The organism is Myxococcus sp. AB036A, assembly GCF_006547355.1.
GTDB lineage: Bacteria > Myxococcota > Myxococcia > Myxococcales > Myxococcaceae > Myxococcus > Myxococcus virescens.
Map to the genome: position 1 here is coordinate 107879 of NZ_VHLC01000002.1, position 14734 is coordinate 122612.

The following is a 14734-nucleotide window of genomic DNA, read 5'->3' on the forward strand; positions in this document are numbered from 1 at the left end:
CCAGCCGGCGCGAGATGCCTTCTACGTAATGAACCAGCTGCCGGTGCTCGATGGCCACGCCCTTCGGCCGCCCTGTGGAGCCAGAAGTGAAGATGACGTAGGAAAGGTTCTCCGGCGCCGCCGAGGGCTCCGGGTTGCGCTCGCTCCGTTCCAATAGAGAAGACGCGTCCGCATCCAGACGGACCACCTCTCCCGCGTCCCAGTGCAGGACCTCCGCCAGGGCCGCCTGCGTGATCAGCACCTGGGCACCCGCGTCCGCGAGCACACTTCGGATGCGCTCGACGGGGAACATGACGTCCAGCGGCACATAGGCACCACCCGCCTTGAGAATGCCCCACAGGCCCACCGCCGCACTCGCGGAGCGGTCCAGGTACAAGCCCACCGAAACATCCGGACCGACGCCCAGCGAACGCAGGTGGTGCGCCAGTTGATTGGCCCGCCGGTTCAGCGCCTCGTAGGTCAGCCGCGAGTCTTCGGCGACGACCGCGAGCGCTTCAGGCGTCTTCGCGGCCTGAGCCTCGAAGAGGGCCTGGATGGTATTGGGAACGAAGTCGCTGCGGGTGTCGTTCCACTCCACGAGCAACCGCCGCTGCTCCACTGCGCTCAGCAACGGCAGCTCGCCCAACCGAGCATCCGGCGTCTGGACTGCGGCCTCCAGCAACACGCGCAGGTGGCCCGTCAGCCGGTCCATCGTCACGGGCTCGAAGAGGTCGCTGTTGTATACGGCGCTGACCGACAACCCCTGCGGCGTCTCGGTCAGTTCCAGGGTGAGGTCGAACTTTGACGTGCGCGAGTCACCGTCCATTCCCGCCAGCGTCAGGCCCGGCAGGTGCAGCTCCACGGTGGGCGTGTTCTGCAGGATGAACATCACCTGGAAGAGCGGGCTGCGGCTCAAGTCGCGGTCCGGCTTGAGTTCCTCCACCAGTCGCTCGAAGGGGATGTCCTGATGCGCATACGCGCCGAGCGTCCGTTCGCGAACCTGAGCCAACAGCTCCCGGAACGTGGGGTTCCCATCGAGCCGAGCACGAAGAACAAGCGTGTTGACGAAGAAGCCAATCAGCCCCTCCGTCTCGGCCCGGGTGCGGTTGGCGATGGGCGAGCCCACGCAGAGGTCATCCTGCCCTGAGTAGCGCGACAGCACCGTCTGGAACGCCGCGAGCAGCACCATGAACGGCGTGGCGCCTTCACGATACGCGAGCACCTTGACCGACTCCCACAGCTCACGCGGCCACTGAACATCCCGGCTGGCGCCACGGAAGGTCTGCACCGCGGGACGCGGCTTGTCCGTGGGCAGTTCCAATGCCTGCGAGGCCCCCTGAAGCTGCTCCTTCCACCAGGCGATCTGTGACTCCAGGACCTCTCCCTGAAGCCACTCGCGCTGCCACACCGCGTAGTCCGCGTACTGGAGCGGAAGCTCCGGCAACGGTGACGGCAGGCCCTGCGAGCACGCCTCATACAACGCGGCAACCTCGCGGACGAGCACGCCCATGGACCAGCCGTCCGACACGATGTGGTGCATCACCAGCACCAGCACGTGCTCCTGCTCGGACAGCTTCAGCAATACCGTTCTCAGCAGCGGGCCGCGCGCCAGGTTGAACGGATGCGCTGCCTCTTGGGCGATCAGGCGTTGGACTTCCGGGGCCCGTTCAGCCTCGGACAGGTCGAGCAGGTCTACCACTCGCAGCTGAACCTCTGACTTCTCGGCGATGACCTGGGCCGGCTCACCACCGCTGCTCTGGAAGGTCGTGCGCAGCGACTCATGCCGAAGCACCAGCGCCTTGAAGGCTTGCTCCAGCGCGTCCACCTGCACCGTCCCCGTCAGCTTCACTGCGATAGGGATGTTGTAGGACGAACTACCCGGCTCCAGTTGGTCGAGGAACCACAGCCGCTGTTGCGCGAACGACAGGGGCAGCGACCCGGTTCGTTCAACTCGCGTCGGCGGCGGCACTTGAAGCACCTGCGTGCCGTTCGGTTCCGTCTCGAGCCGCTGGGCGAGCTTCTCTACCGTGGGCGCCTCAAAGACGTCCCGTAGAGGCAACTCGACGTGGAAGGCTTCGCGAACGCGCGAGACCAACTGCGTGGCCAGCAACGAGTGGCCACCCAGCTCGAAGAAGTCTTCGTCAACGCTGACGCGCTCGACGTTCAGTACCTCGGCGAAGATGGACGCCAGCTTCTCCTCAGTCGCCCTGCGAGGCGCCTCAAAGTGCGCTGCCTTCGGGCCTTGTGCCTCTGGAGCGGGTAGCGCCTTGCGGTCCACCTTGCCGTTCGGCGTCAGCGGCAACGACTCCAGCACCACGTACACCGACGGCACCATGTACTCCGGTAGCCGCTGCTTCACGTGGCTTCGCAGTGCCCCCGTGTCCAGCGAGGCCCCTTCCCGCCCCGTCACGTAGGCCACCAACCGCTTACCTTCGTTCCCGTCTTCCCGCGCCACCACCACCGCTTCGCTGACGCCACTGTGCTGGGCCAGCACCGCTTCCACTTCACCCAACTCGATGCGGTAACCGCGCACCTTCACCTGCGTGTCCGCGCGGCCCAGGAACTCCAGCGTCCCGTTCCCCAGCCACCGCACCACATCCCCCGTGCGGTACAGCCGCTCTCCCTCACCGAATGGGCTTGGTACGAAACGCTCCGCCGTCAGCTCCGGGCGCCCCACGTACCCCGCTGCCAGGCCGTCTCCGCCCACGTACAGCTCACCCGGCACCCCCACTGGCACTGGACGCATCCCCACGTCCAGCACGTAGGCCACCGTGTTCTTCACCGGCCGGCCGATGGACACCGACACCCCGACTTCCTCCGGCCTCTCCATCCGGTACGTGCTGGAGAATGTCGTGTTCTCCGTCGGGCCATACCCGTTGATGAGTACACCGCCCGCTGCCAGCCGCTCCTTCACACGGGACACCGGGAGCGCGTCGCCACCCGCCAGCAGCTGACGAACGCTGGCCAGGGCCTTCGGCTGCCGTGCCTGCATCTGCTCGAAGAGCGCCGCTGTCAGCCACAGCGACGTCACGCCTGACGACTCCAGCTTCCGGCCCAACTCCTCCAACGTCGGAGTCCCTGCCGGGTACACCACCAACCGCGAGCCGTGCAGGAGCGCGCCCCATACCTCCAGCGTCGATGCATCGAAGGAGATGGGCGCCAGTTGCAGCCACACCTCTTCGGGCCCGAAGTGCGCGAAGTCCGTTCCCAGCACCAGGCGTGACACCGCTCGGTGCGGCACGCCCACGCCCTTCGGCTGCCCCGTGCTCCCTGACGTGAACATCACGTACGCCAGGTTGCCTCCACCCACATGCGTGCTCGGTACGACCTCCGGTTGCAGGGCAATCTGCGTGTCCCACTCCGTGTCCACGCACACCACCAACTCGCCACCCGCGGCCACCTCGTCCGCCAGCTTCTCCTGCGCCACCAGCACCGCGATGCCGGCCTCTGCCTTCATCCACGCCAGTCGCTCTAGCGGATAGCTGGCATCCAGCGGCACGTACACGCCTCCCGCCTTCAGGATGCCCAGCACGCTCACCACCAGCTCCAGTGAGCGCTCCACGCACAGCCCCACTCGCACCTCGGGCCCCACACCCATGCCCTTCAGGTGGTGCGCCAGCTGGTTGGCACGGCGATTCAACTCCGCGTACGTCAGCCGCTGGCCTTCGTACTCCACCGCCACCGCGTCCGGCGTCCGCTGAACTTGCGCCTCGAAGAGGGAACTCAGGCTGGCTTCGCGCGGGTACTCCGACGCCGTCCCGCTCCACTCCTTCACCAGCTGCTGCTGCTCCTCATTGCCCATCAACGGCAGCTCGGCCAGCCGCGTCTCTGGAGCACTCACAGCGGCTTCCAGGAACACCCGCAGGTGCCCCAGCAGCCGTTCCATCGTCGCAGCTTCGAACAGGTCGCTGTTGTAGTTCACCGCCACGGAAAACCCGTGCGGCACCTCTTCCGCGAGCAGCGACAAATCGAACTTCGAGGTCTTCTCCTCGGCGTCGACGCCCTTCAGCGTCAGCTCCCGCAGTTGGACCTCGGAAAAAGGCGTGTTCTGCAGCGTCAGCGTCACCTGGAACAACGGGCTCCGGCTCAGGTCACGCTCGGGCTGAAGCTCCTCGACCAACTTCTCGAACGGCACGTCCTGGTGCGCATACGCACCCAGCGTCACCTCCCGCACCTGAGCGATCAGCTCGCGGAAGATCGACACAGGGGAGACCTTCGTCCGCAGCACCAACGTGTTGACGAAGAAGCCAATCAGCCCCTCCGTCTCTTCACGCGTGCGGCCCGCGATGGGCGAGCCCACGCTCACGTCGTCCTGGCCCGAGTAGCGCGACAGCACCGTCTGGAAGGCCGCGAGCAGCACCATGAACGGTGTCGCGCCCTCTCTCTGCCCGAGCGCCTTCACCGCGGCCCAGAGCTCGGAGGGCCAGAGCGCCTCCTGCATGCTCCCGCGGAACGTCTGCATCACCGGGCGAGGCTTGTCCGTGGGCAACGCCAACGCACTCGGCGCCCCAGCGAGCTGCTGTCGCCAGTATCCGAGCTGCGTCTCCAACACGTCGTCTGCCAGCCATTCGTGCTGCCAGACAGCGTAATCGCCGTACTGAAGCGGAAGGTCAGGCAACGAGGAGCGCTGTCCCTGGGACAGCGGCTCGTAGAGGGCGGCCACCTCGCGCACGAGGATGCCCATGGACCATTCGTCCGACACGATGTGGTGCATCATCAGCACCAGCACGTGCTCCCGCTCCCGCAGCTGTAGCAACGTGGCTCGCAGCAACGGCCCCTTCTTCAGGTCGAAGGGCCGCTGGGCCTCCTCTTCAGCCCAGCGCTTCGCAGCGGCATCGCGCTCGGTGTCATCCAGCGCTTCCAGGGACACCACAGCGAAGGCGAGCGTCGGCTCGGCCGAGATGACCTGCACCGGGGTCCCACCCTTGGCCCGGAAGGTTGTCCGCAGGGCCTCATGGCGACGCACCAGCTCCTCAAAGCTCCACTCCAGCGCGCTCGGGTCCAGCGGTCCGGTCAACTTCACCACCGCAGACACGTTGTAGAACGCACTTCCTGGCTGGAGTTGATCCAGGAACCAAAGCCGCTGCTGCGCGAACGACAAGGGCAGCTCACGTGCGCGAGGCTCCGCCGGGCTCCGAAGCATCGGCATCTCGGCCCCAGATCGCTTCGCCTGTTCGATGCGACGCGCCAGTTCCGCTACGGTGGGCGCCTCGAACAACTCCCGCAGCGCGAGTTCCACCCGGAAGGCCGAACGCACCCGCGAGACGAGCTGTGTCGCAAGGAGCGAGTGGCCCCCCAGCTCGAAGAATCCGTCGTGGATGCCCACCCGCTCCACGCCCAGCACCCTGCTGAAGAAGCCGCACAGCAGCTCTTCCGTCGGGGTGCGGGGTGCGACGTACTGTCGCTCGCTGACGTCCACGTCAGGGGCGGGCAGCGCCTTGCGGTCCACCTTCCCGCTGGGGAGCAGCGGCAGCGACTCCAGGACCACGAACCACGAGGGCACCATGGCCGAAGGCAGGCGCTCCGCCAGGAAGGCCCGCAGCGCCGTGGCATCCACCGCGCCTGACGCATCGACTGGCACCACGTAGGCCACGAGCCGCGTCTCATTCGAAACGTCCGTGCGCGACACCACCACGGCGACGTGGACGGCCGGGTGCTCCGCAAGCACCGCCTCCACCTCGCCGGGTTCGACGCGGTGCCCCCGCACCTTCACCTGCGTGTCCACCCGGCCCAGGAACTCCAGCGAGCCCCCCGAGCGCCACCGCACCTGGTCACCCGTGCGATAGAGCCGGGCACCCGGTGTACCTCCCATGGCGTCCGGCACGAAACGCTCCGCCGTCAGGTCTGGCCGGCCCACGTACCCGCGAGCCAGACCATCTCCGCCGACGAAGAGCTCACCCTGGACGCCCACGGGGACCGGCTGGCCCTGTGCATCCAAGACGTAGACCTGGGTGTTCGCGATGGGTCGGCCAATGGGCGCGAAGGGGCCATCGCCCAGGTCGCCTCCCAGCCAGGCCGTGGCATCGACCGTGGTCTCGGTCGGTCCGTACGCATTGATGATGAGCGTGGACGGCAGCCGCTCCCGAGCCTGATGAACGAGCTCCACCGGCAGCGCCTCGCCCCCGGATACCAGAACCCTCAGGCCCGCGGCTCGCGCCACACCTTCGTGCGCCAACAGGACGCGGAGCTGCGACGGAACCAACTGGAGCACCGTGACCTGCTGGCGTTCCAACGCGGCCAACAGCACCTCGGTGTCGCTCTCGGCAGCAGGCGGTGCGATGACCAGCCGAGCACCAGAGACCAGCGTGGCCAGCAGCTCGGGCACCGCGGCGTCGAAGCCAGCAGAGGCCTTCTGCAACACCCGGTCGCCCGTGCCCAGCTTCAACGCGGCGATGAACCACGCCGTGTGTCGCGCCAATGCGCGGTGGGAAACGAGCACGCCCTTCGGACGTCCCGTGGACCCCGAGGTGAAGAGGACGTAGGCGGCGTTGTCCGCCACCGCGCTCGCCTCCCAAGTCCCAGCAGCGACTGACCCAAGGTCATCCTCGAGCAACACCACGGGCATCGAGGTCGCGGGCACCAGGTCTCGCAACGCCCGCTGGGTGAGGAGTACCGCGGGCACCGCGTCTTCCAGGATGCGCGCCAGCCGCTCACGGGGAGCGTCCGGCTCCAGCGGCACCCAGGCACCACCGGCATCCAGGATGGCGAGCAGTCCCGCCACCAACTCCGGCGATCGGCGCGCCAAGAGGCCCACCCGGACCTCGGGGCCCACTCCCAAGCGCCGCAAATGCGCCGCCAGCAAGCGGCTCCGCGCCATCAGCTCCGCGAAAGTGAGCTGCCCCCCCTCCCAAGCGAGCGCCACCGTTTCCGGAGTGCGCGTCGCCAGGTCCGCCAACTGCACGTGCACGGGCGTATCGCGTGGATACTCCGTTGTGGTGTCGTTCCACTCCACCAGGAGCTGGTGCCGCTCTCGAGGAGAGAGCAGCGGCAGCTCGGACAATCGGCGGTCCGGGGAGGCCACGGCAGCCTCCAACAGCGTGAGCCAGTGCGCGGCCATGCGCTGGACGGTGGACGGCTCGAAGAGGTCCGCGTTGTACTCGAAGACGCCGGAGTAGCCGTCCGGCAGGTCCTCCAACGCCAGCGTCAGGAAGAACTTCGCAGCGCCGATCTCCGTGCCCATCGCGCTCATCGAGAGCCCGGGCACGAGCGCCTCCGGCACCGGCGTGTTCTGCAGGGAGAGCATCACCTGGAACAGCGGCGAGTGGCTGAGCGTGCGTTCCGGCTGAAGCTCTTCCACGAGCTGCTCGAATGGAACGTCCTGATGCGCGTAGGCACCCAGCGCCGCATCCTTCACCTCGTGAAGCAGCGTGAGGAATGGCTTCTCAGCGGACGCGCGTGCCCGCAGCGCCAGGGTGTTGACGAAAAAGCCGATGAGCCCTTCTGTCTCCGCGCGGTTACGTCCGGCGACCGGCGTTCCCACCACCAGGTCGCTCTGCCCCGAGTACCGGGCCAGCAACACCTGGAAGCCCGCCAGCAGCACCATGAACGGCGTTGCACCATGCCGCTGCGCCAGTGCCTTCACGCCTGAGGACAACGCCGGTGGGATGATCACCGGGAGATTCGCGCCTCGGAAGGTCTGAACCGCGGGCAGCGGCCTGTCCGTGGGAATCGAGAGGACCTGAGGGGCTCCTTCGAGCTGCTGGCGCCACCAATCCAGTTGCCGCTGAAGCGCGCCACTCTCCAGCCAGGCGCGCTGCCACGCGGAGAAGTCACCGTATTGCACGTCCAGTTCAGGCAGCGGCGACGGCTGTCCTTCGCGAAAGGCCCCGTAGAGCGCCGCGAGTTCCCGGACGATGACGCCCATGGACCACCCGTCCGAGACGATGTGGTGCATGTTCGCCAGGAGCACATGCTCCGCCTCGGAGCGCTTCAGCAATCGCGTGCGCAGCAGCGGTCCGCTGGCGAGGTCGAATCCGCGGAGGGACTCCTCACGCAGCAGTCGATCGACCTCCGCTTCGGCCGCCTCGGACGAGAGCGACGACAGGTCCACCACCGGCAGTGCATTCTCCGCCTGGTGGGAGACGATCTGTACGGGCGTCCCGCCCTCGGAGCGGAACGTCGTTCGCAGGACTTCGTGGCGCCGCACCAACTCACGAAGCGCGCGCTCCAGAGCATCGACTCGCAGAGCGCCCGAAAGCCGGATGGCCAAGGGGATGTTGTAGACGGGGCTCCCTGGCTCCAGCTGTTCGAGGAACCACAGCCGCTGCTGAGCGAACGATAGCGGCAGTGCCCCCAACCGAGGGCCTCGCTTCAGGGGCGGTGCATGAAGGGATGAAGCCCCCGCGTGCATTTCCTCCAGCCGGAGAGCGAGCTTCTCCACCGTCGGAGATTCGAAGACGTCCCTCAGGGGGAGTTCCACCTGGAAGGACTCGCGGACGCGTGACACCAACTGCGTGGCCAGCAGCGAGTGTCCGCCCAACTCGAAGAAATCTCCGTCGAGCCCGACGCGCTCGACGTTCAGCACCTCGGTGAAGATGGACGCCAGCTTCTGCTCAGTCGCCGTGCGAGGCGCCTCGAAGTGCGCCGTCTTCGGCCCCTGGGCGTCCGGTGCGGGCAGCGCCTTGCGGTCCACCTTGCCATTGGGCGTAAGCGGCAGCGACTCCAGCACCACGTACGCTGACGGCACCATGTACTCTGGCAGCCGCTGCTTCACGTGGCTCCGCAGTGCACCCGCGTCCAGCGAGCCACCTTCCTGCGCCGTCACGTAGGCCACCAACCGCTTGCCTTCGCTTCCATCCTCCCGCGCCACCACCACGGCTTCGTTGACGCCACTGTGCTGGGCCAGCACCGCTTCCACTTCGCCCAGCTCAATCCGGTAGCCCCGCACCTTCACCTGCGTGTCCGCTCGGCCCAGGAACTCCAACGTCCCGTTCCCCAGCCACCGCACCATGTCCCCCGTGCGGTACAGCCGCGCTCCTTCGTCGTACGGATTCGGCACGAAGCGTTCGGCCGTTAGGTCCGGGCGTCCCACGTACCCCACTGCCAGGCCGTCTCCGCCCACGTACAGCTCACCCGGAACGCCCACAGGCACTGGACGCATTGCCCCGTCCAACACGTAGGCCACGGTGTTCTTCACCGGCCGGCCAATGGACACCGAGGCACCTACTTCCTCGGGCCTCTCCATCCGGTACGTGCTGGAGAACGTCGTATTCTCCGTCGGGCCATACCCGTTGATGAGCACACCACCCGCTGCCAGCCGCTCCTTCACACGGGACACCGGGAGCGCGTCGCCCCCTGCAAGCAGCTGACGAACGCTGGCCAGGGCCTTCGGCTGCCGTGCCTGCATCTGCTCAAAGAGCGCAGCCGTCAGCCACAGCGACGTCACGCCTGACGACTCCAGCTTCCGGCCCAACTCCTCCAACGTCGGAGCCACTGCCGGGTACACCACCAACCGAGAGCCGTGCAGCAGTGCGCCCCACACTTCCAGCGTTGATGCGTCGAAGGAGATGGGTGCCAGTTGCAGCCAGACTTCCTCAGGCCCGAAGTGCGCAAAGTCCGTCCCCAGCACCAGGCGAGACACTGCTCGGTGAGGCACGCCTACGCCCTTCGGCTTCCCTGTGCTTCCCGACGTGAACATCACATACGCCAGGTTGCCTCCCCCCACACGCGTGCTCGGTGCGACCTCCGGTTGCAGGGCAATCTGCGTGTCCCACTCCGTGTCCACGCACACCACCAGCTCGCCGCCCGCGGCCACCTCGTCCGCCAGCTTCTCCTGCGCCACCAGCAATGCGACGCCGGCTTCCGCCTTCATCCACGCCAGTCGCTCCAGCGGGTAGCTGGCATCCAGCGGCACGTACACGCCCCCTGCCTTCAGGATGCCCAGCACGCTCACCACCAGCTCCAGCGAGCGCTCCACGCACAACCCCACCCGCACCTCGGGCCCAACGCCCATCCCCCTCAGGTGGTGCGCCAACTGGTTCGCACGCCGGTTCAACTCCGCGTACGTCAGCCGCTGGCCTTCGTACTCCACCGCCACCGCGTCCGGTGTCCGCTGTGCTTGCGCCTCGAAGAGAGCACTCAGGCTGGCATCGCGTGGATACGTCGAAGCCGTCCCGCTCCACTCCCTCACCAGCCTCTGCCGCTCCTCACTCCCCATCAGCGGCAGCTCGGCCAGCCGCGTCTCCGGCTCAGCGACGGCGGCCTCCAACAGCACCTTGAGATGTCCGAGCATCCGGTCCATCGTCCCGGCCTCGAACAGGTCGCTGTTGTAGTTGACCATCGCCACGACGCCGTCCGGCACCTCCTCCACAACCAGTGACAGGTCGAACTTCGACGTCTTCTCCTCCGCCGCCAGTCCCTTGAGGGTGATGCCCCTCAACTGGACTTCGGCAGCAGGGGTGTTCTGAAGTGTCAGCGTCACCTGGAACAACGGGCTGCGGCTCAGGTCACGCTCGGGCTGGAGTTCCTCCACCAGCTTCTCGAATGACACGTCCTGGTGCGCGTAGGCGCCCAGGGTCACCTCACGGACCTGCCTCAGCAGTGCGCGGAAGCTCAGCGCGGGCGACAGCTTCGACCGCAGGACCAGCGTGTTGACGAAGAACCCAATGAGTCCCTCCGTCTCCGAGTGCGAACGCCCTGCGATGGGAGCCCCCACGCTCACGTCATCCTGGCCCGAGTAGCGCGACAGCACCGTCTGGAACGCGGCCAGCAACACCATGAAGGGCGTCGCGCATTCGCGTCGGCCGAGCGACTCCACCTCACGCCACAGCGCCTTCGGCCACAGGACATGAAGGTTCGCGCCCCGGAACGTCTGCGTCACAGGTCGCGGTTTGTCCGTGGGAAGCGCCAACGCACTCGGCGCCCCAGCAAGCTGCGTCCGCCAGTACGCGAGCTGCGACTCCAGCACCTGCCCCTTGAGCCAATCGCGCTGCCACATCGCGAAGTCCGCGTACTGCACGGACAGCTCGGGCAGCTGTGCCGGCCGCCCCTGGGACAATGCCTCGTAGAGCGCGGCCACCTCCCGCACGAGAATGCCCATGGACCAGTAGTCCGACACGATGTGGTGCATCACCAGCACCAACACGTGCTCCTGCTCGGACAATTTGAGCAGCACCGTACGTAGCAAGGGCCCCTGCTCCAGCTGGAACGGCCGGCCCACTTCCGCTTCGGTCCGTGCCTTCGCCGAGCCCTCGCGTTCGCCCTCTGGCAACACGGACAGGTCCACCACTTCCAGCGGCACCTGCGTCTCCGCGGAGATGACCTGCACCGGTGAGCCACCTTCGGCGCGGAACGTGGTGCGCAGCGCCTCATGCCGGCGAACCAACGCCTCGAAGCTCCGTGCCAGCGCATCGACGTCCAGCGCCCCCGTTACACGCACGGGTGCCCAGAGGTTGTAGGACGTATTCGCCGGATCGAGCTGCGCCAGGAACCACAGGCGCTGTTGCGCGAATGACAACGGAGCCGTGCCGCCGCGCTCCATCCGCTTCAGTGGAGGCGCCGGAATGCCCGCGGTTGCCACCGCCCTTGAAATCCGTTCCGCGAGCGCCGCCACCGTGGCCGACTCGAAGACGTCGCGCAGCGGCAGATCAACTCGGAAGGCTTCACGGACCCGCCCGACCAGTTGCATTGCCAGTAGCGAGTGTCCGCCCACCTCGAAGAAGTTGTCGTGCAGCCCCACCGTCTCCAGGCGCAGCACCTCCGCCCAGAAGCCCGCGAGCATCTGCTCCACGGGCGTGCGAGGCGCGACGTGCGCCTCCTTTCGAGACTCCCGTACCGCCTCCGGCGCGGGCAGCGCCTTGCGGTCCACCTTCCCGTTTGGAAGCAGCGGAAGCCGCTCCAGCACCACCACCGCCTGCGGCACCATGAATCGCGGCAGGCGCGACTCCAGGCCCGCACGCACCTCGCCGCTCTCCAGCAGGCGTCCATCGCGCGGCACCACGTAGCCCACGAGTCGCTTGTCGCCCGGTGCGTCCTCGCGCACCACAACCAGCGCCTCGCGCACGCCCGGTTGCCCGAGCAGCGCCGACTCCACCTCACCGGGCTCGATGCGATGACCGCGCACCTTCACCTGCGAGTCACCCCGGCCCAGGTACTCCAGTACGCCGTCCCGCCGCCATCGCGCCTTGTCGCCGGTGCGGTACAGCCGTGCCCCGTCCCCCTGCGGCGCGGGGACGAACCGCTCCGCGGTCAGCTCCGGCCGGCCGAGATACCCGCGCGCCACACCTTCACCACCGACGTACAGCTCGCCCACCACACCCGCGGGCACTGGCTCCAACTCCCCGTCGAGGACGTAGATGCGGACATTCGCCAGCGGCCGGCCAATGGCCACCTCGCGCCCGGAGTCCTCGGTGTCAGTGGTCAGGTCCACGGCCGTGGCCACCGCTGTCACTTCGGTGAGGCCGTACGTGTTCAGCAGTGGCACCGCGCGGCCCACGCGTTGCCGCCACTGCGACACCCGCGCGGGGACGGCGCGCTCACCACCGATAACCACCCACTTCAAACCCGAGGGCAGGCGCGCCTTGCCTTCATCCAGGCTCGCCGTCACTTCATGCCAGAAGGCCGTGGGCAGGTTGAGCTGGGTGATTCCGGCCGCTTCACACCGGGCCAGGAAGACCTCCGGGACGTCCAGCATCTCGGGCGTGCGCAGCACCAGCGTGCCGCCGCGAGTGAGGCACGGATAGATCTCCTCCGCGCTGGTATCCCAGCTGATGGACGCGAACTGGAGCACCCGGTCGCCCGGCTCCACCGGGCAAACCTGCCACTCCGCGCGAATGAAGCTCACCAGTGAGCGGTGCTGCACCACCACGCCCTTCGGCCGCCCCGTGGAGCCTGACGTGTAGAGCACGTACGCCGCGGCTTCCGGTGGAACGACGGCGGTCGGCCCGTACGTCATCTCCTCTGCGTCCGGCGTGAGCGACGCCACGTCCAACCAGACCCGCCCTGGTGCCCCGCCCAGCTTCTCGCGGTACTGCCGCCGTGCCACGACCACGCGAGCACCGCTGTCCTCCAGCATGTAGCCCAGCCGCTCCGCTGGGTACTCCGGGTCCAGCGGCACGTAGGCGCCACCCGCCTTGAGCACACCTAGCAACGCCGCCAGCAACTCGACCGAGCGCTCCACGCACACTGCCACCCGGGACTCCAGGCCCACGCCGAGCGCTCGCAGGCGTGCCGCCACGTGGTTCGCCCGCGCGTTCAGCTCGCGATACGTCACGGACTCGCCGCCGGACACCACGGCAGTGGTATCCGGTGTCCGCGCGACCTGCGCTTCGAACAATGCATGGGCGCAGGCGTCCGGAGGCAGGGGCTCCTTCGCGCCGTTCCACGTCTCCAGCAAGCGGTGCCGCTCCTCGACCGGGAGCATCACCAGCGTCTCCACGGGCCAGTCGGGTGACGTCACCGCCGCGTCGAGCAGCGTCTCCAGATGGCCCAGCAGTCCCTCGATGGTGGCCGCGTCGTACAACTCCGCGTTGTACATGGCCGTCAGCGCAAGGCCCTCAGGGCCTCGGGACATCATCAGGGTCAGGTCCACGTCGGTGCTCGACACATCCGCGTCGAGCACGCGCACGCCGAGCCCTTGCACCTCGCGAAGCGGTGGCGGCGCATCGATTTCGCCCAAGAGCACCTGGAACATCGGTGCGCGCGTCGGGTCCTGCTCCACGCCCAATGCACTCAGCAGCGGTTCGAAAGGAACATGCGCGTTCGCGAAGGCATCCTCCGTGTCCGCCTTCGCCCGGCGCAGCAGCTCACGGTAGCCCGGCCGGCCAGAGAGGTCCGCTCGCAGGACCAGCGGCTCGGCGAAGAGGCCCACCAGCCCCTTCGTCTCCTGCCTGCCCCGGTTCGTGTGCGAGGCGCCAATGAGCAGGTCCTTCTGCCCGGTGTAACGAGAAAGCAGGACCTGGAGCCCCGTCAGCACGGCCATGAACAACGTGGCGCCTTCTGCCTGCGCCAGCGACTCGAGGCGTTCCACCCAAGACACAGGCAACAAGGCCCTGCGCTGAGCAGCCCGTCCGGTCGCGGAGCGCCGCGGGCGATCCGTGGGCAGCTCTAGCTCATGCGGCGCGCCCTCCAGCCGCTTGCGCCAGAACTCCAGGTGCGCGTCGAGCGCGTCACCGCGAAGCTTGCCCCGCTGCCACGCCGCGTAGTCCCCATATTGGAGCGGCAACACAGGCAGCGGCGACGGCAGGCCCTGGGCGAAGGCGTCATAGAGCGCCACCATCTCGTGGGTGAGCACGCCCATGGACACATGGTCGGCGATGAGGTGGTGCACCACCACCAGGAGCACATGGCGCTCCGGAGCCACGCGCAGCAACACGCCGCGAGCCAGTGGGCCGCGGGACAGGTCGAACGGTGTTTCCAGCTCGAGCTGGATGCGCTGCCGCACGGCGACTTCGCGCGCCGCCTCGGGGACGTCCTCCAGTCCCTCCACCGTGAACGGCAGGCGTGCTTGGGGATCGACGAACTGCACCGGTGTGCCGGAGACCTCGCCGAAGTGCGTGCGCAGCGACTCGTGGCGCCGAGCCACTTCCTGGAAGCTCCGCTCCAGCACGGCCTCATCCAGGCGGCCGGACAGCTCCAAGACCAACGGCAGGTGATAGGCAGGCAGCCCGGGTGCGCGCTGCACCAGGAACCACACCCGCTGCTGGGAGAACGTCAGCGGCAACGCGGGCCGGGGCTTCTTCTCCAACCGCTTCGCGAGCAGCGCGAGCTTCTCCTCGCGCGTGAGCGTGGGCTTCTTGTCCGTCTCGTTCCCCATGGC

General features: G+C 67.7%; 1 protein-coding gene (only partly in view). It reads right to left on the reverse strand.

Annotated elements, in window-relative coordinates:
• Positions 1–14731: the 5' portion of a non-ribosomal peptide synthase/polyketide synthase gene (locus tag FL344_RS01565; RefSeq protein WP_141617229.1), read on the reverse strand. It extends 21098 nt beyond the left edge of the window; 14731 of the gene's 35829 nt are visible here — the first part of the coding sequence; the start codon lies at positions 14729–14731; its stop codon lies beyond the left edge, outside the window.
• Positions 14732–14734: the final 3 nt, after the last annotated feature.